The 25,642-nt window shown below is 68.6% G+C and carries 25 protein-coding genes and 1 tRNA gene; 19 read left to right on the forward strand and 7 right to left on the reverse strand.

Features of this window, described 5'->3' with window-relative positions:
- Positions 1–34: 34 nt before the first annotated feature.
- From ku to ACTJKY_RS02125, 8 genes are all read left to right on the forward strand, one after another.
- Positions 35–901, forward strand: a complete 867-nt coding sequence (gene ku / locus ACTJKY_RS02090) for a non-homologous end joining protein Ku (protein ID WP_440843858.1) — start codon at positions 35–37, stop codon at positions 899–901.
- Entirely contained in the window at positions 894–3,446 is a 2,553-nt protein-coding gene (gene ligD, locus ACTJKY_RS02095; RefSeq protein ID WP_440843860.1) for a DNA ligase D, read from the forward strand. The genes ku and ligD overlap by 8 nt, the downstream gene beginning before the upstream one ends.
- A 60-nt stretch (positions 3,447–3,506) precedes the next feature.
- Positions 3,507–4,082, forward strand: a complete 576-nt coding sequence (locus ACTJKY_RS02100; protein ID WP_440843862.1) for an RNA polymerase sigma factor — start codon at positions 3,507–3,509, stop codon at positions 4,080–4,082.
- Positions 4,048–5,001: a FecR family protein gene (locus ACTJKY_RS02105; protein WP_440843864.1), complete on the forward strand. Its 954-nt coding sequence runs from the start codon at positions 4,048–4,050 to the stop codon at positions 4,999–5,001. Before ACTJKY_RS02100 ends, ACTJKY_RS02105 begins: the two co-directional genes overlap by 35 nt.
- Positions 5,002–5,079: 78 nt before the next feature.
- Positions 5,080–7,851, forward strand: a complete 2,772-nt coding sequence (locus tag ACTJKY_RS02110; RefSeq protein WP_440843866.1) for a TonB-dependent receptor — start codon at positions 5,080–5,082, stop codon at positions 7,849–7,851.
- Between the two features lie 14 nt (positions 7,852–7,865).
- Entirely contained in the window at positions 7,866–9,074 is a 1,209-nt protein-coding gene (locus tag ACTJKY_RS02115) for a histidine-type phosphatase (RefSeq protein WP_440843868.1), read from the forward strand.
- Between the two features lie 76 nt (positions 9,075–9,150).
- Positions 9,151–11,631, forward strand: coding sequence for a circularly permuted type 2 ATP-grasp protein (locus ACTJKY_RS02120; RefSeq protein ID WP_440843869.1), 2,481 nt, complete (start codon positions 9,151–9,153; stop codon positions 11,629–11,631).
- Positions 11,631–12,521, forward strand: coding sequence for a transglutaminase family protein (locus ACTJKY_RS02125; RefSeq protein WP_440845204.1), 891 nt, complete (start codon positions 11,631–11,633; stop codon positions 12,519–12,521). The genes ACTJKY_RS02120 and ACTJKY_RS02125 overlap by 1 nt, the downstream gene beginning before the upstream one ends.
- A gap of 16 nt (positions 12,522–12,537) precedes the next feature.
- On the opposite strand, the gene ACTJKY_RS02130 is transcribed toward ACTJKY_RS02125, so the two are convergent.
- Positions 12,538–13,770: a phospholipase D-like domain-containing protein gene (locus ACTJKY_RS02130; RefSeq protein ID WP_440843871.1), complete on the reverse strand. Its 1,233-nt coding sequence runs from the start codon at positions 13,768–13,770 to the stop codon at positions 12,538–12,540.
- Between the two features lie 150 nt (positions 13,771–13,920).
- On the opposite strand from ACTJKY_RS02130, the gene rpoZ reads away from it, so the two are divergent.
- Positions 13,921–14,265: a DNA-directed RNA polymerase subunit omega gene (gene rpoZ, locus ACTJKY_RS02135; protein ID WP_294257031.1), complete on the forward strand. Its 345-nt coding sequence runs from the start codon at positions 13,921–13,923 to the stop codon at positions 14,263–14,265.
- A 57-nt stretch (positions 14,266–14,322) separates the two neighbouring features.
- On the opposite strand, the gene ACTJKY_RS02140 is transcribed toward rpoZ, so the two are convergent.
- From ACTJKY_RS02140 to ACTJKY_RS02150, 3 genes are read right to left on the reverse strand one after another with little or no spacing between them, the layout of a single operon-like run.
- Positions 14,323–14,838 carry a DUF4269 domain-containing protein gene (locus ACTJKY_RS02140; RefSeq protein ID WP_440843874.1) on the reverse strand — a complete coding sequence of 172 codons (516 nt, stop codon included), beginning with the start codon at positions 14,836–14,838 and terminating at the stop codon, positions 14,323–14,325.
- 51 nt (positions 14,839–14,889) lie between these two features.
- Positions 14,890–15,582 (reverse strand): RlmE family RNA methyltransferase, encoded by a 693-nt coding sequence (locus tag ACTJKY_RS02145; protein WP_440843876.1) that lies wholly within the window; start codon positions 15,580–15,582, stop codon positions 14,890–14,892.
- A gap of 18 nt (positions 15,583–15,600) precedes the next feature.
- Positions 15,601–16,638, reverse strand: coding sequence for a Ppx/GppA phosphatase family protein (locus ACTJKY_RS02150; RefSeq protein WP_440843878.1), 1,038 nt, complete (start codon positions 16,636–16,638; stop codon positions 15,601–15,603).
- A 178-nt stretch (positions 16,639–16,816) separates the two neighbouring features.
- Here ACTJKY_RS02150 and ACTJKY_RS02155 point away from each other — a divergent pair.
- Positions 16,817–16,890, forward strand: a tRNA-Gln gene (locus tag ACTJKY_RS02155).
- Positions 16,891–16,988: 98 nt separating this feature from the next.
- Complete coding sequence (locus ACTJKY_RS02160) at positions 16,989–17,264, forward strand: hypothetical protein (RefSeq protein ID WP_440843880.1); 276 nt, start codon at positions 16,989–16,991, stop codon at positions 17,262–17,264.
- Between the two features lie 16 nt (positions 17,265–17,280).
- Here ACTJKY_RS02160 and ACTJKY_RS02165 read toward each other — a convergent pair whose 3' ends face one another.
- Both ACTJKY_RS02165 and ACTJKY_RS02170 read right to left on the reverse strand, forming a co-directional pair.
- Positions 17,281–18,573, reverse strand: a complete 1,293-nt coding sequence (locus ACTJKY_RS02165; RefSeq protein ID WP_440843881.1) for an MFS transporter — start codon at positions 18,571–18,573, stop codon at positions 17,281–17,283.
- Positions 18,570–18,893 (reverse strand): antibiotic biosynthesis monooxygenase family protein, encoded by a 324-nt coding sequence (locus ACTJKY_RS02170; protein ID WP_440843883.1) that lies wholly within the window; start codon positions 18,891–18,893, stop codon positions 18,570–18,572. The genes ACTJKY_RS02165 and ACTJKY_RS02170 overlap by 4 nt, the downstream gene beginning before the upstream one ends.
- A gap of 64 nt (positions 18,894–18,957) precedes the next feature.
- On the opposite strand from ACTJKY_RS02170, the gene ACTJKY_RS02175 reads away from it, so the two are divergent.
- The gene (locus ACTJKY_RS02175) at positions 18,958–19,716 is read left to right on the forward strand and encodes a sulfite exporter TauE/SafE family protein (protein ID WP_440843885.1); all 759 of its coding nucleotides are present in this window, start codon (positions 18,958–18,960) and stop codon (positions 19,714–19,716) included.
- Positions 19,717–19,756: 40 nt separating this feature from the next.
- Here the strand turns inward: ACTJKY_RS02175 and ACTJKY_RS02180 are convergent, their stop codons facing one another.
- Complete coding sequence (locus tag ACTJKY_RS02180; protein ID WP_125972996.1) at positions 19,757–20,692, reverse strand: ribose-phosphate pyrophosphokinase; 936 nt, start codon at positions 20,690–20,692, stop codon at positions 19,757–19,759.
- A gap of 201 nt (positions 20,693–20,893) precedes the next feature.
- Here ACTJKY_RS02180 and ACTJKY_RS02185 point away from each other — a divergent pair, with 201 nt between their 5' ends.
- The 7 genes from ACTJKY_RS02185 to ACTJKY_RS02215 all read left to right on the forward strand — a co-directional run bounded on the left by ACTJKY_RS02185 (position 20,894) and on the right by ACTJKY_RS02215 (position 25,640).
- Positions 20,894–21,562, forward strand: coding sequence for a TonB family protein (locus ACTJKY_RS02185; RefSeq protein WP_440843888.1), 669 nt, complete (start codon positions 20,894–20,896; stop codon positions 21,560–21,562).
- Positions 21,563–21,635: 73 nt separating this feature from the next.
- Positions 21,636–21,983, forward strand: coding sequence for a hypothetical protein (locus ACTJKY_RS02190; RefSeq protein WP_440843890.1), 348 nt, complete (start codon positions 21,636–21,638; stop codon positions 21,981–21,983).
- Positions 21,980–22,945 carry a bifunctional diaminohydroxyphosphoribosylaminopyrimidine deaminase/5-amino-6-(5-phosphoribosylamino)uracil reductase RibD gene (gene ribD, locus ACTJKY_RS02195; protein ID WP_440843891.1) on the forward strand — a complete coding sequence of 322 codons (966 nt, stop codon included), beginning with the start codon at positions 21,980–21,982 and terminating at the stop codon, positions 22,943–22,945. The genes ACTJKY_RS02190 and ribD overlap by 4 nt, the downstream gene beginning before the upstream one ends.
- Positions 22,945–23,553 carry a riboflavin synthase gene (locus ACTJKY_RS02200; protein WP_141987864.1) on the forward strand — a complete coding sequence of 203 codons (609 nt, stop codon included), beginning with the start codon at positions 22,945–22,947 and terminating at the stop codon, positions 23,551–23,553. Before ribD ends, ACTJKY_RS02200 begins: the two co-directional genes overlap by 1 nt.
- Positions 23,540–24,676 carry a 3,4-dihydroxy-2-butanone-4-phosphate synthase gene (gene ribB, locus ACTJKY_RS02205; protein ID WP_440843893.1) on the forward strand — a complete coding sequence of 379 codons (1,137 nt, stop codon included), beginning with the start codon at positions 23,540–23,542 and terminating at the stop codon, positions 24,674–24,676. Before ACTJKY_RS02200 ends, ribB begins: the two co-directional genes overlap by 14 nt.
- A complete protein-coding gene (gene ribH / locus ACTJKY_RS02210; protein ID WP_440843895.1) occupies positions 24,676–25,095 on the forward strand; it encodes a 6,7-dimethyl-8-ribityllumazine synthase in 420 nt (139 codons plus the stop codon). The genes ribB and ribH overlap by 1 nt, the downstream gene beginning before the upstream one ends.
- Complete coding sequence (locus ACTJKY_RS02215) at positions 25,095–25,640, forward strand: GNAT family N-acetyltransferase (RefSeq protein ID WP_440843897.1); 546 nt, start codon at positions 25,095–25,097, stop codon at positions 25,638–25,640. Before ribH ends, ACTJKY_RS02215 begins: the two co-directional genes overlap by 1 nt.
- Positions 25,641–25,642 lie beyond the last annotated feature (2 nt).

Raw genomic sequence — 25,642 nt, forward strand, 5'->3', positions numbered from 1 at the left:
AATTGAATCGGGCCTGCAACGAGGAGACTTCCGCATGGCCGCGCGCGCCTATTGGCAGGGACAGATACGGCTGGCCCTCGTTTCGATTCCGGTCGAGATCTACACCGCCACCAAATCGGGCGCGCAGATCGCCTTCCACCAGATCCACGAGCCGAGCGGCCAGCGCATCAAGTACGAGAAGGTCGCCCCTGGCGTCGGCGCGGTCGAGCCCGACGAGATCGTCAAGGGCTATGAGGTAGAGAAGGGCGAGTATGTCCTGCTCGAGCAGGACGAGATCGACGCGGTGAAGCTCGAATCGCGCAAGACGCTGGAGTTGACCCAGTTCGTCGACGCCGACGAGATCGACGTGCTCTATTACGAGCGGCCTTATTTCGTGGTGCCGGCAGACGACCTCGCCGAGGAAGCGTTCATCGTGCTGCGCGAGGCGCTGCGGCGGGCGCGCAAGGTGGGGCTCGGCCAGCTGGCGATGCGCGGGCGCGAATATGTGGTGAGCCTCAAGCCCTGCGGGCGGGGCATGATCCTCGAGACCCTGCGCTATGCCGACGAAGTGCAGAAGGCGCAGGGCTATTTCCGCGAGATCCCGGACAGCGAGCCCGATCCCGAGCTGCTCGACCTCGCCCAGACGCTGATCGAGAAGAAGGCGAGCAAGTTCGACCCCAAGGGCTTTCACGACCGCTATGTCGATGCGCTGCGCGAGCTGATCGAGAAGAAGAAAAAGGCCAAGGGCGCCAAGATCCTGGAGGATCCCGACAAGCCGGAGAGCCGCGGCTCGAACGTGGTCGACCTGATGGCGGCGCTCAAGAAATCGCTTGGGCCCGGCGACGCCAAGCCCGCCCCCAAGGCCAAGGCGCCGGCGAAGAAGGCACCGGCCAAGAAGCCGGCGGCGAAGAAGCGTGCCTGACGCCGACAGCCTCGCCCGCTACAACGCCAAGCGCGACTTCGCCAAGACGGCGGAGCCGGCGGGCAAGGTCGCCAAGGGCAGCGGCAACCGCTTCATTGTTCAAAAGCACGACGCGACGCGGCTGCACTGGGACTTCCGTCTGGAAGTGGACGGCGTGCTCAAGAGCTGGGCGGTGACGCGCGGGCCCAGCCTCGACCCCGACGAGAAGCGGCTGGCGGTCCGCACCGAGGATCACCCGCTCTCCTATGCGGATTTCGAGGGGACCATCCCCAAGGGCGAATATGGCGGCGGCACGGTGATGCTGTGGGACACCGGCACCTGGGAACCGATCCCGGGCAAGAGCGCCAAGGATCTGGAGAAGGGCCATCTCCATTTCGTGCTGCACGGCGAGCGGATGCAGGGCGAATGGCTGCTGATCCGGCTGAAACCCCGCGGCAAGGAGAAGGCCGAGAACTGGCTGCTCCGCAAGATCAACGACGAGCATGCCGGCGCCACGGACGAGCTGGTCGAGGCCGGGCTGACCAGCGTCACCACAGGCCGCACGATGCAGGAGATTGCCGAGGGGAAGAAGCCACCTTCCAATAAGGGGAAGCGCTCCCCCCGCGCGCTCCCCTCCCGCTTGCGGGAGGGGTCGGGGGAGGGGCTGAGCCCTAGCAGTGCTTCTCCCACATCAGTCCCTCCCCCAGCCCCTCCCGCAAGCGGGAGGGGAGCGAAAACGAAGCGCGCTTCCGGCAAGGGATCTAAGGCCCCCGCCTTCCAATCCCCCCAGCTCGCTACGCTGGTCGATACCGTCCCCACCGGCAACCAGTGGCTCCACGAGATCAAGTATGACGGCTATCGCGCGCTGATCGCCACCGGCAGCGGCGGGCCGAAGATCTACACCCGCTCCGGCCTCGACTGGACCGCGAAATTCCACGGCATCGCCGAAGCCGCCGCCACCCTGCCGCCGGGCGCGCTGGTCGACGGCGAAATCGTCGCGATGAAAGGCGACAAGCCCGATTTCTCCACGCTGCAAGACGCGATCTCCGCCGGCGGCGAGGGGCTGCTCTGCTTCGCCTTCGACCTGCTCGCCGATGCTGGCGAGGACATCACCGCCCTCCCCCAGATCGACCGCAAGGAGAGGTTGCGCGCGCTGCTCGACGGTGCCGACGACCGTATCCGCTTTTCCGAACATATCATTGGCCAGGGCGAAAAGCTGTTCGAGAACATGTGCCGCGAAGGCTTTGAGGGCGTCGTCTCGAAGCGCGCCGATGCGCCTTATCGCGGCACGCGCAGCAAGGCGTGGCTCAAGATCAAGTGCACGCACCGCCAGGAGTTCGTGATCCTCGGATGGAGCGCCTCCAACGCGAAGGGCCGCGGCTTCAAGTCGCTGCTGCTCGGGCTGAACGGACCCGACGGCCTCGTCTATGCCGGCAAGGTCGGCACCGGGTTCAATACCGAGACGCTGCTCTCGATGCGCGAACGCCTCGACGCGCTCGCCACCGACAAGCCCGCCGCCAAAGTTCCCCGCCCGGAGGCGCGCGGCGCACAGTGGGTGAAGCCTGAGCTGGTTGCGGAAATCGCCTTCGCCGAGTTCACCGCCGAGAACGTCGTCCGCCATGCCAGCTTCCTGGGTCTCCGCGAGGACAAAACGGCCGACGCCGTCGTCGCCGAAGAGCCGTCCGCGCTCCCCGACGCCGCGCCGTCCGCCATCAAGATCAGCAGCCGCGACCGCGTGATCTTCCCAGAGTCGAAGCTCACCAAGGGCGACCTCGCCGACTATTACGCCGCGGTCGCGCCTATCGCCCTGCCCTGGCTTGCGGAGCGGCCGATCAGCTTGGTCCGCTGTCCGCAGGGCCGCGCCAAGCAGTGCTTCTTCCAGAAGCATGACGCCGGCAGCTTCGGCGAGCAGGTCCACCATGTCGATATCCGCGAGAAGGACGGATCGACCGAGCCCTATCTCTACGTCTCCGATGCCGACGGCATGCTCGCCTGCGTGCAGATGGGCACGATCGAATTCCATGGCTGGGGCTCGCGCATCGCCGATGTCGAGAAGCCCGACCGGCTGGTGTTCGACCTTGATCCCGACGAGGGCCTCGATTTCGATGTGGTCAAGAAGGCCGCCGAGCATCTGAAGGAACAGCTCGCCGAGATCGGGCTGACCAGCTGGCCGATGCTCTCCGGCGGCAAGGGCGTGCACGTCGTGGTGCCGCTGGTGCCGCAGGCCGAATGGCCGGCGGCGAAGAGCTTCTGCGAGCGCTTCGCCCGCGCGCTCGCTCAGGCCGAGCCCGAGCGCTTCACCGCCAACCTGAAAAAGGCGAGCCGCACGGGCCGCATCTTCATCGACTATCTGCGCAACCAGCGCGGCGCGACGGCGGTGCTCCCCTATGTCGCGCGCGCTCGGGCCAACGCGCCGGTTGCCACCCCTGTCACCTGGACCGAGCTCAGGACGATCGACAGCGCCCACGTCTTCACGATTCAGGATGCCGCCACGCTGATCGAACGCGCGGGCAGCCGGGCACTGCGGGGCTGGGGGACCGCCGACCAGACGCTCCCCGATCTGTAACCTGTCCGTCACGAGACTTTCGCACGGAGGCTCTAGCGGCGCTCCCGGGAAGGCAGGTCCGTGCGCACAGCTTCGTCCGAGATCATTCGCTGGGTGGCACGCCATGTGGTGCCGCAGGAGCCCCAGGTGCGCGGCGCGCTGCGCCGTGCCGGCGTTGCCGAAGCCGACATCGACGATCTGATCCAGGAGGCCTATTGCCGCTTCGCCGCGATGGACAGCATCGCCCATGTCGATCGGCCCGGCGCCTATTTCATGCAGGTGGTGAAGAACCTTTGGCGCGACCAGCTGCGCCGCGCGCGTGTGGTTCGCTTCGAGGAACTTACGGAAATTGCCCAGTGGCTCGTCGAGGCAGAGGAACTGGGCGTGGAAGCGGCGGTGGCGGCGCGCGAGCAGGTGCGGATGGTGGAGCGATTGCTCGCCGACCTGCCCGAGCGATGCCGCACCATCTTCACGCTCAAGCGGATCGAAGGGCTGCCGCAAAGAGAGATTGCGCGGCGGCTCGGGGTAAGTGAAAGCATCGTCGAGAACGACGTACAGAAGGCGTTGCGGCGCATCCAGCACGCGGTACGGACCGAGCGGTTCGAGAAGGAAGATCAGGGCGTTGGCGAACCGCGGCGACACCGCATCCCGGCTTGAAGACGAGGCTGCCCGCTGGGCGGCCCGCATCGACGCATCGTCCGATACTGCGCCCGCCGGCCTCGATCGCTGGCTGCGCGCCGATCCTGCCCATGCCGGCGCGCTGCTGCGGGCGCAGGCGACGCTGGTGATGCTGGGGGCGGCGGTGCCCGAAACGCTGGTGGCGGAAGATCCCGGCCGCTCCCGCCGTTTCTGGTGGCTGGGCGGGGCAAGCGCCACCCTGGCCGCCGCGCTCGTCGCCGCCGCGCTGCTGCTGCCCGCCCGCGGCGAGGCGATCCGCACCGGCATCGGCGAGGTGCGATCGGTGGCGTTGCAGGACGGCTCCTCGCTCGCGATCGATGCAGGCAGCGATCTCGTCACCCGAATCGGCAGCGGCGCCCGCACCGTCGCGCTCCACGATGGCAAGGCACTGTTCCGCGTCCGCCATGACGCCGCCGCGCCGTTCCGCGTCACCGTCGGCGACGTGACGATCACCGATATCGGCACCGTCTTCCAGGTGGATGCCGATCGCGCGGGCGGCACCGTGGACGTGCTGGTGCGCGAAGGCGTGGTCGCCGTTGCCGCCGGCGGCCGCACGCTGCGCCTCACCGCCGGCCAGCGCACGCGCTTCGCGATCAATGGGGCCGCGCTCGCCAAGGTCGAGCATGTCGACGCACCCGGCATCGAACGCGCGCTCGGCTGGACCAGCGGCCGGCTCGATCTCGACGGCGAGACGCTGGGCGAGGCGGTGGCCGAGCTCAATCGCCACAACCAGCTGCAGATCACCCTGGCCAGCCCCGCGCTCGCCCGAGAGAAACTGTACGGCGCCTTCCGCATCGACGATCCCGCCGGCTTCGCACAGAGCGCCGCGATCGGCCTCGGCACCCGGGCGCGTATCGGCCCAGACGCGATCCTGCTCGGCGATCCCGAAAAAAAGTAGCGCGAGGGTAAGGAAATCGCCGCCCCCGCCGTCAGGCCCATGAGAACCGCGCCATTCCGGCGCCTTGGGGTGGAAGACATGATCTCGAAGTATCGCTGGCTCGGCGCGACGGCTGTCGTGGCGATGAGCACGCTCGCCCAGCCGGCGCTGGCGCAGGTGCAGCGCTTCAACATTCCGGCACAGGACGTGACGAGCGCGGTGCTGCTGTTCGCGCGTCAGAGCGGCATGCAGATCATCGTAGCCAACAATGTGGGCGCGGGCCACCGCACCAACGCCGTGACCGGCAAGCTGCCTGCCAGCGACGCGCTGGAGCGCATGCTGGCCAAGACCGGCCTGATCGCCATCAGCACCGGCGCGAATCGCTACGTCATCGTCCCCGGCGAATGGCGTGCGCAGGGGAGCGATACCGCGCCGGACACGGTCCCGGTTCCGGCCGACATCGTCGTCACCGGCTTCCGCGCCTCGCAGCGCGAAGCCGTCGCCGAGAAGCGCGCCGCGGATAATGTGATCGAGACGCTCCACGCCAACGATGTCGGCAAGCTGCCCGACCAGAACGTCGCCGAGGCGATCAAGCGCCTGCCCGGCCTGTCGGTCGCCAACGACCAGGGCGAGGGCCGCTATGCGATCGTCCGCGGCATCGATCCCAGCCTGCTCAACGTGACGCTCAACGGCCAGACGCTGCCCGCGCCCGAGCCCGCGGGCCGCCAGGTGAAGCTGGACGACCTGCCCTCGGCGATGATCCAGTCGGTGGCGGTCACCAAGTCGCTGCTGCCGAGCCAGGACGCCAACGCCATCGCCGGCGAAGTCGCGATCCGCACCCGCACCGGCTTCGACAGCGCCAAGCCCTTCTTCCTCGACGCGCGCGCCGCGCAGGGCTGGTATTCGCTCAACCACAAGGTGCCGTACGAGCTGGACGGCACGGTGGGCGGCCGCTTCGGCGCGCGGCAGCAGTTCGGCGCGGTCGTCTCGGTCAACTATTCTCAGCGCCCGATCGAGAGCCAGAATTATCAGGGCTCGACCAACTGGGTGAACGGCGTGCCGGACGGCAACGGCCTGCGCGACTATAACCTCACCCGCACCCGGCTGGGCGTGGTCGGCAATTTCGACTGGCATGCCAGCGACACGGTGAAGCTCTACCTGCGCACCAGCTATTCCAAGTTCCAGGATCACGAGACCCGCGACCAGAACCGGCTCGCCATCACCACGCCGGGCGCGACGCCCAAGGCCACCGGCACGATCCTAGTGCGCAACCGCAACGAGGACGACAACACCAAGTCGGTGACGCTGGGCGGCGAGTTCGGTCAGGTCGCGGGCGGCACGCTGGAGCTGTCGGGCAACTGGACCCGCGCCGAGAAGCTGGACCCGCTGCGCAGCGAGTTCACCTTCACCACCGCCAAGGGCGCGCTGACGTCCACCTATGATCCCTCGACTTATCCCTACACGCTGACGCCGACCACGCCCGCCTTCACCACGCCTTCGCTGTTCACCTTCAGCAAGGTGAATTTCGATCAGCGCAGCACCTACGAGGAACTGTGGCAGGGCCGGTTCGACTATACGCACGATATCGGCATCGGCGACGGCTCCACCTTCAAGCTGGGCGGCAAATATCTGACCCGCGACAAGTTCAACGATCAGAACAAGACCAACTACAAGGCGACCAAAACCGTGTGGACGCTGGCCAATCCGGTCGGCTATCCCGGCGCGAGCGACTTTTACGACGGCATGTTCGGCTTCGGCACGCGGATCAACTACGACGCGGCCAAGGCGTATTTCGATGCGAACTCGGGCGTCGCCGCGATCGACAAGGCGGGCACGCTGAGCGACACGCTGTCGAACGATTTCGACGTGCGGGAGAAGATCGCCGCAGGCTATGTGATGGCGACGCTCAAGCTCGGCGGGCTCACCCTGGTCCCGGGCGTGCGCGTCGAACATACCGAGGATGACGTGAAGGCCAAGCTGGTCACTGCCGCCTCGACGCTGACCGACGGCTATAACAGCTTCGGCCACACCAGCTATACGGACGTGTTTCCGGGCGTGAACGCCAAGTTCGAATTTGCCCGCAACCTGTTGCTGCGCGGCGCGGTGACGACCTCGATCGGCCGCCCCAACTACGCCAATCTCGCGCCCTTCGTGGTGGTCGACACCAGCGATCCCTCGGCCGCCGCGATCTCGCTCGGCAATGCGAATCTGAAGCCCTATCGCGCGGTGAATTATGACGCGGCGCTGGAATATTATCCGGCGCCGGGTGCGATCCTCTCGGCGGGGGCGTTCCACAAGCAGATCGACAATCCGATCTACAGCAACACCAATCGCCAGACCAACTTCACCGCCGCGGGCGTGACCTATGCGGCGGCCAACGTCACCCAGCTGCTCAACGCCGATTCGGAAACGATCACCGGCGTCGAAGGCAATGTGCAGGTGCAGTTCACCTTCCTGCCGGGCGTGCTGAGCGGCTTCGGCGTGTCGGCGAACTTCACCCATGTCTGGGGCCATGCCAATGCCGGCGTGATCCGCGCGGGCGACGTGCCGCTCGCCTATCAGTCGAAGAATGTCGGCAATGCGCAGATCTTCTTCGAGAAATCCGGGCTGAGCGCGCGCGTGGCGTTCAACTACCGCTCCTCCTATCTCGACACGATCGCGACCACCGCCGCCGCCGACCAATATACCGATGGCAACGGCCAGCTCGACGTCCACCTCAGCTATCAGGTGACGCCGCAGTTCACGCTGTTCGGCGATGCGACCAACCTCACCGACGCGCCGTGGCGGCGCTATATCGGCACCCGCACCCAGCTGGTCGAGCGCGAGCGCTACGGCACCCAGCTGCGCGGCGGCGTGCAGATCCACTTCTGAAGGACGACGAGACGATGAAACTGCGGATCGGATTGTGCCTAACCCTCGCGCTCGGTTCTCCTGCGATTGCCGCGGCGCGCCCCGCCGATCCGCTGGTGGTGGACCGCGTCGTGCTGCTGATGCGCCACGGCGTGCGCCCGCCCACCAAGGCCCCGGCGATGCCGCCCGAGGTGACGCCCGAGCGCTGGCCGGACTGGCCGACCCAGCCGGGCTGGCTCACGCCGCACGGCGCAGCGGCGGTAGCGCAATTGGGCGCGGCCGACGGCACGGCGTTGCGTTTCCACCGCCTGCTCCCCGCCAAGGGCTGCCCGGTGCCCGGAGCGATTCGCATCGTCGCCGATAGCGACCAGCGGACGATCGAGACTGCCAAGGCCTGGGCGGGAACGCTGGCGCCGGGCTGCACGCTCACCATCGATCATCGCCCGCAGGACGAGCCCGACCCGCGCTTCAACGCGATCGAATCGGGCAAGGCGCCGCTCTATCCCGCCAAGGCGGATGCAGCGGTGGCGGCCGAAGTGGGGCCCGGCGGGTTCGCAGCACTCGACGCGCGCTACGGGCCGCTGCTAGCGCGGATCGACACCATCCTGTGCGGCACCCCGCGCCCCGGCTGCGGCGTGTCGGGCACCCCGACCGGGCTTGCCCCGGCGCGCGCGGACAAGCGGCCCAAGCTGACCGGCGCACTCGACCGCGCGTCCACCGCGGCGCAGATCCTGCTGCTGGAGGCGGCCGAAGGCATGCCGGCGGCGCAGCTGGGCTGGGGCCGCGCAACCCTTGCCGATGTGGCCGCGCTCGGCGAATTCCACGCGCTCGAATTCCGCATCCTCGCCCGGCCTAGGCCTATCGCGGCGGCGAATTTCGCCGGGTTGGCCGATATCGTCCGCGCCAGCCTCGCCGGCAGCGGCCCGAAGGTGACGATGATCTCCGGCCACGACACCAATGTCGCCAATCTCGGCGGTCTGTTCGACGTGCACTGGCAGGTCCCCGGCTTCGCCGCCGACGATCCCGTGCCCGGCGGCGCCCTGGTGCTGGAGCGGCTGCACGACAAGGCCGGCAAGCGCTATGTGCGGGTCCGCTACCGCGCGCAAACGCTGGAGCAGCTCCGCACCGCAGCACCGCTGGGGCTGAAAGGCCCGCACGATCGGATTCTTCCCGTGCCCGGGTGCAACGCACGCGGCGTTGCAGGGTTGTGTACCCTGGACGAGGCGCTCGCCAAGCTCGGCTGAGACCGTCCCGCATATCTCCCGTGTTGCATGGCACCATCGTTTCGCCCATCACCGCGGCCGAGAAAGGGAAGCAGCTGTGGCCAGCCTTGCCGAGGCGGGATTGTTTGATGCGGGCACGATCGCCGATCGTTGGATCGCCGACTATTGCGGCCATGCACCCGCCGGCGATGTGCTGTGCGCCGAACGCGGCGCCCCCTGGAGCGGGCTGTTCGAGGAACTGGCAGGGCTTTCCGGCGACGGGCTGACGATCGCCCGCGAACGTGCGCATCGCCATGCCGAGGATATCGGCACCGGCTATCGCATCGGCGACGAAGGCGACGAGCGCCCCTGGCCGCTCTCCCCGGTGCCGCTGCTGATCGACCAGGCCGAATGGCGCGGCATCGCGGCGGGCGTAGCCCAGCGCGCCGAACTGATGGAGCGGCTGCTCCAGGACCTGTACGGCCCGAACCAGTTGATCGCCGACGGCCACCTCCCCGCCGCGCTGCTCACCGGCAGCCCCTTCTTCCTGCGCCCGCTGACCCATTTGACCCCACCGGGGGGCCATCACCTTCACTTCGTCGCCTTCGACCTGTGCCGCAGCCCGGACGGGCATTGGCGCGTGCTCGCCGACCATCTCCGCGGCCCTGCCGGCGCCGGCTATGCGCTGGAGAACCGGCTGGCGATGGCGCGGACGCTGGGGGGCTTGCAGGGCCGCCTTAACATCGAGCGCCACGCCCCCTTCTTCGCCGCCTTCCGCGACGGCATCGCCGCCGCCTGCCGCCGCGCCGAGCCGCGCATGGCGCTGCTCACCCCCGGTCGCTTCACCGCCAGCTATGCCGAGCAGGCGCATCTCGCCCGCTATCTCGGCTTTCTGCTGGTCGAGGGTGCCGATCTCGCGGTGCTAGACGATCGCGTCTATGTCCGCACGATCGCCGGGCTGAAGCGCGTGGACGCGCTGTGGCACCGGTTCGACCCCCGCTATCTCGACGCCCTGGCGCTCGATTCGCATTCGAAGATCGGCGTCGCCGGGCTGATCGACGCGACCGTGGCGGGCAATGTCGTGATCGCCAATGCGCCGGGCGCGGGGCTGCTCGAGGCGCCCGCCTTCGCCGCCTTCCTGCCGCGGCTAAGCGAGATCCTGCTCGGCGAGTCGCTGCGCCTGCCCAATATCGCGACCTGGTGGTGCGGACAGTCGGCCGAAGCGGCGCATGTCGCGGCCAATCTCGACCAGATGGTCGTGGCCCCCGCCTTCGGCACTCCGCCGCTCGGCCTGCCCGAGGGCAAGGCGGTGCTCGGCGCGCATCTCGACGAGGCCGCGCGTGCGGCGCTGCGCGACGACATGACGCGCCGGCCGCAGGATTATGTCGGGCAGGAAGTCGTCTGCCTCTCGACCATGCCCTTCGTCGCCGAGGATCGGCTGGCGCCCCGCCCGTTCACGCTGCGCGTCTTCGCGGCGCGCGATGCCGCGGGTGCCTGGACGGTGCTCCCCGGCGGGTTCGCGCGAATCGGCGAGCATGCCGATGCCCGCGCCGCGGTGATGGGCGAAGGCAGCTGGTCGGCCGACGTTTGCATCCACGGGCCCGATCCGGTCGCGCCGGTGTCGCTGCTCCCCTCGGGCGATTCGACCCAGCTGCGCCGCAACCCCGGGACGCTGCCCAGCCGGGTGGCGGACAACATGTTCTGGCTCGGCCGCTATCTGGAGCGCGGCGAGGCGCTGCTCTCGGTGCTGCGCGTGCTGCTCGGCCATTCGATCAGCGCGGATACCGGCGCGGCGCTTTCAGCCGAGACGGTCGACCGGCTCGCCCAGCTGGTGGTGACGGCCAACGCCGCCCCCGCCCCGCGCGGCCTCAAGCGGCAGGACCTGACCGCGCTCGCCCGCACCGCGCTCGAATCGACCGAAGGCTGGACCAGCGTCCGCGCCATCAACCGCCAGGCGCGCTCGATCGGCGCGGTCTCGCGCGACCGGCTCTCGGCCGACATGATCCGGCTGCTCGACGCGCCCTTCCCCGAACGCGGCGTGCTGCTCGATCGCGCCGGCTCGCTCCAGCGGCGCTATTCGGCGCTGGCGGGGCAGGCCGGCGAGCATATGGGCCGCACCGATGCGTGGCGCTTTCACGATCTCGGCCGCCGCATCGAGCGCGCGCTGGCGACGATCGGCTTCCTGCGCGCGCTCGGCGGCGCCCAGGCAACCGCCGACGACCTTTCGACCCTGCTCGACCTGGCCGACAGCCAGATCAGCTATCGCCAGCGCTACCTGACGGGAATCGCCCGCGTGCCGGTGCTCGACCTGCTTGCGCTCGATCCGGGCAACCCGCGCGGCCTCGCCTTCCAGGCGGCGGCGCTCTCGGCGCACCTCAACGCGCTGCCGGTCCTCTCCGACGACGGACTGGCCGAGGCGCAGCAGGAACAGGCACGCAGCATCGCCGCCACGCTGGTCACCGCCCGCGCCACCGCGATCGACGATGCCTGGTTCGGCGATCTCCAGTCGCGGCTGTGGAGCCTCTCAGAGGCGATCGCCCGCCGCTATTTCCTCCACGGCGCCGAGCCGCTGCGCGCGGCGGGGCTCGTCCTCGCATGATGCTCTACGGCATCCGCCATGTAACGCGGTTCGATTACGACCAGCCGGTCGCCTTCGCGCGCTGCAACCTGCGGCTGAAGCCGATCCTCTGGTCCGGCCAGATGATCGAGGAATATGCGCTGAGCGTGCAGCCGGGCGGCCGCACCTATCCGGCACGCGCCGAAGCCGGGCTCGCCAATGTCGTACGGCTGCTGGTCGAGCATGCCGCGAGCAGCCTGACGATCGAGAGCCGCGCGCGGGTGCGTGTCGACCGGCAGATCCCGATCCCCGCCGCGAGCGACCCGACCATCGCCCAGATTGCCGCCTGGGCGCGCGACAGCCGCGACCCCACGCCCGCTGGCCCCGCCGCGTACCTCTTCCCCTCGCCGCTGATTCCGCTGGACCGCAGCATCGCCGCCTGGTGCGCGGAAGAGCTGCGGCAGGACCGCGGCATCCTCGAAGCGGGAATCGCGCTGGCGCAGCGGATCCAGCGCGACTTCGCCTTCGATCCTACCGCCACGCTGGTCGACACGCCGCCGCACGAGGCGTTCGCGAAGCGGGGGGGCGTCTGCCAGGATTTCGCGCAGATCATGCTCTCCGGCCTGCGCGCGGCCGGGCTGCCCGCCGCCTATGTCTCGGGCTATCTGCGCACCCTGCCGCCGCCGGGCCAGCCGCGGCTGGTGGGGGCGGATGCCACCCATGCCTGGGTACTGCTCTGGTGCGGGCCCGATCTCGGCTGGGTGGGCGTCGATCCCACCAACGGCATCTGGATGGCCGAGGATCACATCGTCATGGCGATCGGCCGCGACTATGCCGACATCGCACCGATCGACGGCATCGTGCTCGGCTCGGGCGCGCAGGCGATGCACGTGTCGGTGGATGTCGAACCGCTGGAAGTGGCGGTGGGATAGACTTCTATGCCCGCGATCAATGCTCCACCGGGCCCTTGTCGCCGAAGTTCAGGCGGCGGGTGACGTTATAGTCGAGCACCGCCATCACGAAATACGCCCCGAATTGCTTCACCCGCGTCCACCAGCCGGTGCGCGCCTTGTAGAGTTCGGGGGTGATCCGCTCGGACTGCGCGATCTCGCCGTCGACATAGCTGCGGACATGTGCGGCAAAGGCCGGGTCGTGGACGCGCAGCATCAGCTCCAGGTTCAGGAACATGCTGCGAATGTCGAAATTGGCCGAGCCGATATGGACGACATCGTCGATCACGTAGAGCTTGGTGTGCAGCTTGGTCGGCTGATATTCATAGATCTGCACGTTCTTGCGCAGCAACCCGGCATAGGTGAAGCGCGCCGCCCAGATTGCGGCGGTATGGTCGAGCTTCGACGGCAGCACCAGCCGCACTTGGCCGCGCCGCCCGGCCTTGTCCAATCGCCGCAGCATCGCCGGGCTGGGCGCGAAATAGGCGGCGATCAGGTCGAGCCGGTTCGCCCGCTCCATGTCGTGCTTCACCACCCGCGCCCAGGGCGACAGCCGCCGCATCGGGCCGCCGAGCAGCCAGCGCGTATCGCCCTCGGGCTCGCTCCAGGCCTTGAGGGTGTGCCCCAAGGACCGCAGCGTCGCGCGCGGCCGCTTGGCCCAGGCGGCGAGCGAATCGAAATAGCCGGTCAGCCGCTCGGCCGCCGGGCCTTCGACGAGCAGCCCCATGTCGCGCCACGCCTGCTCGGCGATGGTGCCGAAATAGCTCGATTCGATGTTGAACCCGCCGACGATCACCCGCGCCTCGTCGGCCAGTGCCAGCTTCTGGTGGTTGCGCAGGAGATAGCGCCGCCCCCAGCGCGGCACGAATCGGCACACCTCGATGCCCGCGGCGTGGAGCGGCGCGAAGAAGTCGTTGCTCTCTGCATGCTCGCTGCCGAGCCCGTCGACGATCAGGTAGACGCGCACGCCCCGCGCGGCCGCATCGAGCAGCGCCTGGCGCACCGCGGCGCCGGCCGCGTCGTCGAGATAGATGTAATAGAGCACCCGCAGCGTCCGCTCGGCACCCGCGATGAGCCCGAGTAGCGCGCGCATCCGCTCGGGCCCCTCGGGCAGCAGCGTCAGCCGGTTGCCGTCGACGGTGAAGCTGGGCTGGGCGAGCGGCGGCATCGTCGGGGCATGCCCCGCGGCTACGCCCTCGGCAAGCGGTTCGGGATCGGCATAAGGTGCCATCGAGCGGGAAGCCTCCGGTGGGTGAACCTGCGTAACGATCGAAGCCGCATCGCGCTCCCTCGCACCGCCATGGCGGCTTTTCTTGACATTTGCGGGCTCGGCCCCTAACTGGCCGGTCTTTCCCGGCCCTGACATCTAAGGAAGAACAGGATGGCGCGCGTCACTGTCGAAGATTGCGTCGACAAGATTCCGAACCGGTTCGACCTGGTGCTGTTTGCTGCGCAGCGTGCGCGGCAGATCTCCGGTGGTGCCGACCTGACGCTGGATCGCGATCGCGACAAGAACCCGGTCGTCGCCCTGCGCGAAATCGCCGAAGAGACCGTGCGTCCGGACCATCTGCAGGAAGCCGTGGTATCGAGCCTGCAGCGCGTCCGCGTCGACGACGAGGATGCACCCGACGAGGTCGGTTCGATCCAGGCACAGGCCGAGGCGCTCCGCCTCACCGCCGCTGCCCCGCCGCGCAACCAGAATCTGGGCGGCGACTACGAGGGCTGATCGCCTTCGATCTGACGACGTACAAAGGGGCTGGCGGCGACGCCGGCCCTTTTTGTTTCAGGCGCCGATCCGGGCGCGCAGCGTGTCGTCGTCGAGCTGCTCCAGCGTGAGCAGGGCGGCATAAGGATCGCCCGCCAGCCCGAGCACCTGCGCAAAGGCGGGTTCGGTCTTGGCGCCCGCCTGCCGGCGCGCCATTACGGCGGCACGAAACGTTTCGCCGCCCAACGCGAGCAGCCGCCGCTCGATCGCGAAATGCCGCCAGCCGAGCTGCTCGGCGACGGGGCAGGCCTGGCCGAACAGCTCGAGCACCCATCCGGCGCAGTGGAAGCGCGCAATCACGGGGCGGTCGCTGCCCTGCCATTGCCACATCGCGAAGCCGGGGAGGTCACGACAGGCTTCCCACACTGCCGAGGCGAAAGCCTGCGGGTCGGGCGCATGGCAGAGGATGTCGATGTCGCTGTCGGGCAGATCGAGGCCGAGCGGCGGTGTGCCCGCGACATGCGGGTCGAAGGCGGCGAGATGCGTGAGAACACCGCTGTGCACGAGCGCTTCGGTGTACGCTGGCCTCGTCATGGCGTGCCCCCTGCCCCTATCCTCCCCCTGGCGGGGGAGGATCCGCTATCTTTACTCCTGCTCCGGCTCGCTGGCGGTCTCCGCCCGGCCCTTGAAGCCCTGCGCCACGACATACCACTCCACCGAGCCCTTGCGGCTGGCCGGCGGCTTGGCGTGCTTCACCGTGGTAAAGGCGCGCTTCATCTCGGCGATCAGCGACGAATCGGCACCGCCCGCAAACACCTTGGCAACGAAATCGCCGCCGGGTGCCAGCGTCTTGATCGCAAAGTCGAACGCAGTCTCGACCAGTGCCATGGTGCGCAGCGCATCGGTCTGCGGATGGCCCACGGTGTTCGCCGCCATGTCCGACAGGATCAGGTCGGGCGCGCCGCCGAGTTCCTCGATCAGCCGATCGGGTGCTGCATCGTCCATGAAGTCCATCTGGAGCAAGGTCGCGCCTTCGATCGGGTCGACCGGCAGCAGGTCGATGCCGACCACCGCCGCCTTGGGCAGCACGCGGCGCACCACCTGCGTCCAGCCGCCCGGCGCGACGCCGAGATCGACCACGCGCTTGGCGCCCTTCAGGAAGCCGAATTTCTCGTCCAGCTCGGTCAGCTTGTAGGCCGCGCGGCTACGATAGCCCTCGGCCTTGGCGCGCCGGACATAGGGGTCGTTCAGCTGGCGCTCCAGCCAGCGCGTCGATTGCGCCGTACGGCCGCGCGCCGTGCGCACGCGAACATGGCCGCGGCCACCGCCCCTGCTCATCGCTTCTTCCTCACAACCTTATAAGGGCGCGCCGCCGATCAGCCGCCGCAAGATGCCTTCGCGAATGCCGCGATCCGCGATGCCTAGCCGCTCGGCGGGCCAGATGTCGAGGATCGTCTCCAGGATCGCGCAGCCGGCCGAGACGAGATCGGCGCGTTCGTTGCCGATGCACGGCACCTGCGCGCGCTCCTTGACGCTCATCGCGGCGATTCGCGCGCTCACCTCGCGCATCGCCGCGCTCGGCACGATCAGCCCGTCCACCGCCGAGCGATCGTACGAGGCGAGCCCCAGATGGACGCTGGCGAGCGTCGTCACCGTGCCGCTGGTGCCGAGCAGACGCCGCGTACCCTTGGGCGGGCGCAGCCGGGCGACGAAGGGCGCGAAGCTCTCGCGCACCCGGGCGCGCATGTCGGCATAGGCGGCGGCGCGGGCATCGGCGCTGACCGCCTTGCTCTGCCCGGTCGCCTCGCTCAGCGACACCACGCCCCACGGTGCGCTGTGCCAGTCGAGGATGCGCGGGATCGGCGCATGCGAATCGACCAGCACCAGCTCGGTCGAGCCGCCGCCGATGTCGAACACCAACGCCGGGCCGTCGCCGGGCTCGAGCAGCGCATGGCAGCCGAGCACGGCCAGCCGCGCCTCTTCCTCCGCCGTGATGATGTCGAGCGCGATGCCGGTCTCGCGATAGGCGCGCTCGATGAACTCGGCACCGTTCTCAGCCTGGCGGCAGGCCTGGGTCGCCACCGAGCGGGCGAGCGCCACGTTGCGGCGCTTGAGCTTGTCCGCGCAGATGCGCAGCGCGGCGAGCGTGCGCTCGATCGCCGTATCGGACAGGCGGCCGGTCGTCGCCAGCCCCTCACCGAGGCGGACGATTCGCGAAAACGCATCGATCACCGCAAAGCCCGAGCCCTGCGGACGCGCGATCAGCAGCCGGCAATTGTTCGTACCCAGATCCAGCGCGGCATAATGGCGCGCTTCGGGCCAACGCGGTGCCGGGCCTTTCCCGGCCGGTGGCGGCGCAGGGCGGGCGGCGGAAACGCGCCTCCCGCGGGGCATTCTGGCGGAGCCATCCCCCATAAAATCAACTCACTTATCTTCTTCCGTCACCGAACCAGAACGGCTCGGCCGGTGCTTGGATGCGAGGCTAGACGAGCAAAGATGGCAGCGCAAGGCGAGCGCGCGATTGCGCGTTGACAGGGCCGCCGCATCCCCCTATCTGGCGCGACCTGTCTGGTGCCCCGTCGTCTAAAGGTAAGACTACGGACTCTGACTCCGTCAATTGAGGTTCGAATCCTCACGGGGCATCCAAACAGCTTTCCAGCCTTCCCTGAACATCCACGTCACAGGCGCTAGATTGCGTCGCAGGACGCGCGAATCATGCGGCTGCCGCCAGCAGCGAGGACGCCATGGCCAAGCGGAAACGGTATCTGACAGCGACCCTGGCCGACGGCTATGTGAAGACGATCGGCCCGACCGCCGCACCCTTCACCCATTATTGGCGAATTGTCGCGGAGCTGGGGAATGGGCGTACCGAGGTATTCTGGGGGCACGCCAAGTCGCTGAAGGAAGCGACCGGCAAGCGCGCGGCGACGGAAGAGGCGGCCCGCCAGCGCGGCTGGGCAGGCTATGACTTCGAGGTCGTGGAACTCACCGAAACACAGGGACCCGGCGAAAAGCCCTGATCGTTTCGCGCAAGGCTCACGGCGCCGAAACCTGTCGGCGCGTCGCCATCCAGCCATAGCCGAACAGCAGCACCAGCGCGGCGGCGGCGACCAGATAGGGCAGCGCCCCCCAGAACTCGTACATCGCCACGCCGATCGACGGGCCCAGCACGAAGGCCGCGCCGTTGATCGAGGTGACCCGCCCCGCCACCGATCCTTGCGCATGCGGCCCCACCGCAAGCGAGGCGCCGGCGGTGAATCCCGGCCGCGCGAAGCCCATGCCCAGCGCGATCGTCGCATAGCCGAGCGCGATTCCGTACAGCGACCCCGCCAGCGCGGTCATCCCGCAGCCGATCGCCCCCAGCGCCGCGCCCGCCAGGATCAGCGCGCGCGGCTTGAGCTCCAGCAGCGGGATCAGCCCCCATTGGACGAGCAGCGAGGCGCCCGCACCGATCATCAGCACCAGCCCCGTCGGCTCCAGCGCGGCGGCGGGGGCGAGCGCCAGCCGGTCGATGATCAGGAAGCCGATCGCCTGGCCGGTCATCGCCTGGGCGTGGCCGGTGACAAGCCCGGCGATCATCCAGGGGCGCACCCGCGGATCGAAGGTGCGGATATGCTCGACATGCTCGCCCATCGCAGCCGTCACATTGGCACCGGTGCCCTGCCCGCCGATCGAAGGATAGCTGGGTGCGGCGCCATGCTCGATCGCGCCAGAGGTGGCTGGCAGCAGCCGCACTACCGCGACCATCAGCACCAGCCCAGCCAGGCTCGTCGCGAACGCCGGGCCGGACAGACCGATCAGCGGGCCGCCGGGCCAGAGATGGCCCATGACGAGATAGGGCGCCACCGCCGGCCCCAGGATCGTTCCCAGCCCGAAGGCGGAAGCGAGCAGGGTCAGCGCCTTGGTGCGCTCCTCGCGGCTGGTGCGCGCGGCGACGATCGCCTGCACTGCCGGCGGCGCGGCCGAGCCGAAGCCGCCATAGAGCATGCGACCCACCACGAAGGCGGCAAAGGTGGCGAAGGGGCTCAGCACGCCGTTGATTCCGAGCGCGAGACACAGCCCGCACAACCCCAGCGACGCGGTGAACCCGGCAATGCCGAGCAGCACCATCTTGCGCCGCCCGGCGCGCTCCGATCGATTCGCCCAATAGGGCGCGGTGAGCATCCACAGCAGCGCCGAGACCGAGAAGACCGCCGCCACCGCGCTGTCCGCGGCGTGCAGCTCGCGCCCGAGCGCGGGGAGGATCGATTGCAGCGCGGTGTTGCCCGCGGCAATCATCAGCATCACGCCGAACAGCAGCGCGAAGTCGCGGTCGATCGCCCGGCTCATGCCCGGCGCCACCGATAGCCGCGCTCGACCCGGGTGACGATCACCTCATACCAGTCGTACCAGCGTTCGCGACCCTGCGCGCGGATCGCCGCATGTTCGGGATGGTCGCGCCACGCGATCGCGCTGGCGTCGTCCGCCCAATAGCTGATGGTGATGCCGACGCCCGCGTCCCCGCGCTGCGATTCGACGCCGCGATAGCCGGGCTGCTGCGCCGCCAGCACGTCCATCGCGGTCGCCGCTTCGGCATAGCCTGCATCGTCGTCGTCGGTGCGCTTCGATACGAACAGCACCGCGATCTGGCCGGTACGATCCTCTCCCATACAGGAATCGTAGAAGGGACTCAGCGCTTTGCAATCCGTACGAGCCCTGCGAGAGCAGGCCCGGATGATCACCGACTGGCATTTCTATGCGCTCGCCGTGCCCGCCGTGCTGCTGCTCGGCCTCTCAAAGGGCGGGTTCGCCGGCATGGGCGCGCTGTCGCTGCCGCTGCTCGCACTCGCAATCGATCCGGTGCGCGCCGCGGCGATCACGCTGCCGATCCTGATCCTGCAGGACGTGGTGAGCGTGTGGGCGTTCCGCCGCACCGTCGACTGGCGGCTGCTGGCATGGATGCTGCCGGGATCGATGGCGGGAATCGCGATCGGCTATGGTTTCGCCGCGAGCGTGTCGCCGGTGCTGGTACTGGCGGCGGTAGGCGCGATCTCGATCCTGTTCGGGTGCTACCGGCTGTGGGCGAGCGGCCGGTCGACGCCGGCGATGGCGGCGCGCTGGCCCGAATGGGTAGGCAGCCTGTTCGGCGTCGCCTCGGGCTTCACCAGCCAGATCGCCCATGCCGGGCAGCCGCCCTTCCAGCTCTGGGTGCTGCCGAGGGGCCTCCCCCGCGACCGGCTGGTCGGGACCACCGCGATCTTCTTCGCCGCGACCAACTGGATCAAGGTGCCCGCCTACTGGGCGCTGGGTCAGTTCACGCCCGCGAACCTGCTGACCTCGGCGGTGCTGTTCCCGCTTGCGCTGGCGTCGACGCTGGCAGGCGTGTGGCTGGTCCGGCGGGTTGCGCCCGAGCGGTTCTACACGGCGATCTATGTGCTGATGATCGCGGTGGGCGGGGCGCTGGTGTGGGAAGCGGTGGCGAAGGCAGCGTAAGCCCCTCCTCCGGGGAGGAGGGGCTAAATTCATGCCTGCCTCAGTCGAACAGGCTCGAAACCGAGCTTTCGTCCGCGATGCGGCGGATCGCTTCGGCGATCAGCGGAGCGATGGTGAGATGGCGGACCTTCTCGCCCGCCGCGACGATCTCGTGGTTGCCAATCGAATCGGTGATCACCAGCTCGCGCAGCTCGGACTTGGCGACGCGCGCCATTGCCGCGCCCGAGAGCACGCCGTGCGTACAATAGGCTACCACGTCCTCGGCGCCTGCCGCCTTGAGCGCCGCGGCGGCGTTGCACAGCGTGCCCGCCGAATCGACGATGTCGTCGATCAGGATGCAGAAGCGGCCCTTCACCTCGCCGATGATGTTCATCACTTCCGATTCGCCCGGACGCTCGCGCCGCTTGTCGACGATGGCGAGCGGCGCGTTGTCCAGCCGCTTGGCGAGCTGGCGCGCACGCACCACGCCGCCAACGTCGGGCGAGACGACCATCCACTGCTTGTCGATGAAGCGCGTCTGGATGTCGGCGGACATCACCGGCGCCGCAAACAGATTGTCCGTGGGAATGTCGAAAAAGCCCTGGATCTGACCGGCATGGAGGTCGACCGAGAGCACGCGGTTGGCGCCCGCGGTGGTGATCAGATTGGCGACCAGCTTGGCCGAGATCGGCGTGCGGGGCCCGGGCTTCCGGTCCTGGCGGGCATAGCCGAAATAGGGGAGCACCGCCGTGATCCGCTTGGCCGACGCGCGACGGAGCGCGTCGATCATGATCAGCAGCTCCATCAGATTGTCGTTCGCCGGATAGCTGGTCGACTGGAGCACGAACACGTCCTCGCCGCGGACGTTCTCGAGAATCTCGACGAAGATCTCCTCGTCGGCGAAGCGGCGAACGTTCGCCTGGGTGAGCGGAATTTCCAGATAGTCGGCGATGGCGCTCGCCAGCGGCAGGTTCGAATTGCCGGCCATGAGTTTCATAGGTGCGTGGCCTCCCGTGCCGCGTCGCGATGTCCCGATGCTCGCGCCCTTTAGTGCGACGTTTCCGTGACGCAAAGAGGGCATCGGCGCTTCTCCCTGTACCAGCGCTGCACCCTTGGCACTTTACGATGGAAATGTGACGTTGTACCATCACTTTCATCCGGCGTTCATAGACCGGTGTTGGAGAAGGAGTGCAAGGTGATGCATGCCGATACCCGCTATCATGCAAATGCACCGCGTTCGGTCAGCTTCGGGGCCGCGCTCGCCATCAATGGGGCAATTCTGGCGGGGATGATCTTCGCCGCGCCGAACATCTTGGTCGTCAAACACCCGGACACGGTGATCGACACGATCCACGTCGACCAGCCGCCGCCCCCGCCCGTCGACGAGCCCAAACCGGTAGAGAAGGTCCAGCCGCGCACGTCCGCCCCCCCGGTCGCGCCCAAGCCGCTGGTGGACACGAACAGCACGACGACCATCGAAACCACGACGAAGATCACCGATACGCTGCCGCCGATCGAGAAGCCGGCCGATTCCGGCCCGATCCGCACGATCGATCCGCCCGCGCCCGTCCCAGCGCTGATCGGCGCCACCACCGATCCGCGATATGCGCAGGACTTCCAGCCGGAATATCCGGCGCAGGAAATGCGCGCCCAGCGCGACGGGCTCGTCACCCTGCGGGTGCTGATCGATGCCGATGGGCGGGTGAAGGCGGTGGAGCCGGTGAGCGCCACCAGCGATGCCTTCTTCGCCGTCACCAAGCGCCAGGCGCTTGGCAAATGGCGCTTCCGCCCCGCCAGCCGCGGCGGCGTCGCCGAAGAGAGCTGGAAGACCATGACCGTGCGGTTCCGGATCGAAGACGCCCGCTGATCGCCCTCCGATCCCAGCGGCGTGGACGCGGGGGCTGGCCCTGGAGCCCCCGCGTCCCTATCTCCGACCACCGATGACCTTCCTCAAGTACATCTCGCCGCTCAAGGCGCTACGCGACCTCCGCGGCTATCTCGCGACGCGCAAGAAGCACGAGCTCTGGTTCATGATGCTCGCGCTGGCGATCACCTTCGGCATCATCGTGGTGTTCGTGAAGGATTCGTACGTGCCGGTGCCGTACAAGAAGAACATCATCTATGTGGACAGCTGGCCGATCACCCGCACCGAGGCGGAGATCCGCGCCAAGCAGAAGGTCGACGAGGCCAAGCGGCAGGAAGAGGAAGCCGCCTTCCTGGAGCGGCAGAAAAAGCGCGCGGCCGAGTTCAAGAAGTACGACGACTGGCTGAAGAAGCACGGCATTTGAACGACGCGCGCTGGATGGCGGTCGCGCTCGGGCTTGCTGAGCGGGGGAAGGGGCGGACGGCGCCCAACCCCAATGTCGGCTGCGTCCTCGTGCAGGGCGGCCGAATCGCCGGGCGCGGCTGGACCCAGCCCGGCGGGCGTCCGCACGCCGAGGCGATGGCGCTGGCGGAGGCCGGCGAGGCCGCCCGCGGCGCCACCGCCTATGTCACGCTGGAGCCCTGCGCGCATGTCTCGCCGCGCGGTCCGGCCTGTGCGGACCTGCTGGTCGCCGCCGGCGTCGCCCGCGTGGTCGCGGCGCTGCGCGATCCCGATTCCCGCACCGACGGCACCGGCTTCGCGCGGCTGGCAGAGGCCGGCATCGCCGTCGAATCGGGGCTGATGGCCGCGGAGGCCCGGCGCAGCATGGCCGGCTTCCTCACCCGCCTCGCCAAGCGCCGCCCGCACGTCACCCTCAAGCTCGCCACTTCGCTCGACGGCCGCATCGCGCTGTCGACGGGCGAGAGCAAATGGATCACCGGCCCCCAGGCCCGCGCCCATGCCCATCTCGAACGCGCCCGGCATGACGGCATCCTGGTCGGCCGCGGCACGTTCCTTGCCGATGTCCCGAAGCTGGACGTGCGGCTGCCCGGCCTCGCCGATCGCGCGCCGCGCCGCATCCTGCTTTCCTCCACCGGCCCCACCCCGCCGGGCTGGGAACGCATCGCCGATATCGCCGACATTCACCACCTGTCGGGCATCGACACGCTGATGGTGGAAGGCGGCGCCAAGGCGGCGACGGCATTCCTGCGCGCCGATCTGGTCGATCGGCTTCTCCTCTACCGCGCGCCGATCCTGCTCGGCGGCGGCAAACCCGCGGTCGAGGCGTTCGGCCTCGCCGCATTGTCCGAGGCGCATGATCGCTGGCGCCTGCTGGACTCTCGTATGCTTGGCAGCGATCGGTTCGAGGTCTACGAGCGCAACTGATGTTCACCGGAATCGTAAGCGATGTCGGCACGATCGACGCGGTAGAGCGCCAGGGCGACCTGCGCGTGCGCGTGGCGACGGCCTATCCCACCCATGAGATCGACCTCGGCGCCTCGGTCGCCTGTTCGGGCGTGTGCCTGACGGTGGTCGACAAGGGCCCTGGCTGGCTGGACTTCGACGTGTCGGGCGAGACCGTCTCGCGCACCGCCGACGACCAGTGGACCGCCGGCCGCAAGCTCAATCTGGAGCGCGCGCTGCGGCTGGGCGACGAGCTGGGCGGGCACATCGTCACCGGCCATGTCGACGGCATCGGCCGGGTGAAGCTGGTCGAGGCGATCGACGGCTCGCACCATGTCGTGATCGCGGCGGGGCCGGAGATTGCGCCGTACGTCGCCCCCAAGGGCTCGATCACCGTCGACGGCGTGTCGCTGACGGTCAACGCGGTGGACGATACGCCCGAGGGCGTCGAATTCCACCTCAACATCATTCCCCACACCGCTGCGGTCACCACCTTCGCCACGCTGGCGGAGGGCCAGGCGGTCAATCTGGAGATCGACGTGCTGGCGCGCTATCTTCAGCGCATGGAGGCATTGCGTGCCAAAGGCTGAACTCGCCGCGCTCAAGCACGGCTTCCTCTCCTCGCCCGAGGAACTGATCGACGAGGCCCGTAACGGCCGCATGTTCATCCTGGTCGACGACGAGGATCGCGAGAATGAAGGCGATCTCGTCATCCCCGCCCAGATGGCGACGCCCGACGCGATCAACTTCATGGCCAAATATGGCCGCGGGCTGATCTGCCTGGCGATGACCAAGGCGCGTGTCGACCAGCTCGGGCTCGAGCTGATGAGCCGCGCCAACGGCACCCGCCACGAAACCGCATTCACCGTCTCGATCGAGGCCAAGGAAGGCGTGACCACCGGCATCTCCGCTGCCGACCGCGCCCGCACGATCTCGGTCGCGATCGACAGCACCAAGGAACGTGCCGACATCGTCACCCCGGGCCATGTCTTCCCGCTGGTCGCGCGCGATGGCGGCGTGCTGGTCCGCGCCGGCCATACCGAAGCGGCGGTGGACGTTGCCCGCCTCGCCGGGCTCAATCCCGCCGGCGTGATCTGCGAGATCATGAAGGACGATGGGACGATGGCGCGGCTCGACGATCTCGTCGGCTTCGCCCAGCTCCACAACCTCAAGATCGGCACGATTCGCGACCTGATCGCCTATCGCCGCCGCCACGACCATCTCGTCGAGCAGCGCGCCGAAGCCACCTTCACCAGCGAATGGGGCGGCGAGTGGCGCGCGCTCACCTTCTGGAACAAGGCGACGGGCAGCGAGCAGGTCGCCCTGGTCAAGGGCCGGATCGATCCGGACAAGCCCACGCTCGTCCGCATGCACGCGCTGTCGCCCTTTGCCGATGTGTTCGGCGAAGGCGGACCGCGCGGCGGGCTGCTGCGCCGCTCGATGGAGATCATCGGCGCGGAAGGTGCCGGCGTGATCGTGGTCATCAACCGCCCCCGCCCCGACGGCTATACCGTCGCCCTGCAGACCCGCAGCGGCGCGATCCCGCCCAAGGACATGGACGAACTGCGCGATTACGGCGTCGGCGCGACCATCCTCACCGAACTCGGGGTGCAGGAGATGATCCTGCTCTCCAACACCCATCACACGCTGATCGGGCTCGACGGCTATGGCCTGTCGATCGCCGGCACGCGGCCCATCGACTCGGAGCAATAATGGCCAACATCCTCATCGTCGAAGCGCGCTTCTACGAGCATCTCAACGACATGCTGATCGCCGGTGCCAAGGCCGCGATCGAGGCGGCCGGGCACAAGGCCGAGGTGATCACCGTGCCGGGCGCGCTGGAGATTCCGGGCGCGGTCGCGCTTGCGGCGGACAGCGGCCGCTATGACGCGTTCGTCGGCATCGGCGTGGTGATCCGCGGCGAGACCTATCATTTCGAGATCGTCGCGGGCGAGAGCGCGCGCGGGCTGATGGCGCTGTCGATGGACGGCGTCTCGATCGGCAACGGCATCCTGACGGTCGAGAACGAGGCCCAGGCACTGGTCCGCGCCGATCCGAAGCAGAAGGACAAGGGCGGTGAGGCCGCCAAGGCGGCGCTGGCGATGCTGGCGCTCAAGGCCAAGTTCGGCTGATGCAGGTGCCGGTGCTCGAAACCGAGCGCCTGATCCTGCGCCAGCACGCGGCTGGCGATTTCGAAGCATGGGCCGCCTTCCATGCCGATCCTGACGTCATGCGGTTTCTGGGCGGTGTGCAGCCGCGCGGGACCGCGTGGCGCAGCCTGTGCAGCATGGCGGGCGCCTGGACGATCCGCGGCTTCTCGATGTTCGCGGTGATCGAGCGCGCGAGCGGCCGCTGGATCGGCCGCATCGGCCCGCACTCTCCCGAAGGCTGGCCTGGGCTGGAAGTCGGCTGGGGCCTCGCCTCGGAGGCCGCCGGCAAGGGCTATGCCCGTGAGGCTGCCATTGCGGCGATCGACTATGCGGTCGATGTGCTCGGCTGGGACGAGGTGATCCATACCATCGATCCGGAGAACACGGCATCGATCCGGTTGGCACAGGCCCTCGGTGCCGAGAATGGGGGTCCGACCCGGCTACCCGCGCCGCTCGAGCATCTGCGGGTCGATCGCTGGGCGCAGACCGCCGATCAATGGCGCGCCCGCCGCGCGGCGCTGGGCTGACG

Source organism: Sphingomonas sp. 22176, assembly GCF_052045505.1.
GTDB lineage: Bacteria > Pseudomonadota > Alphaproteobacteria > Sphingomonadales > Sphingomonadaceae > Sphingomonas.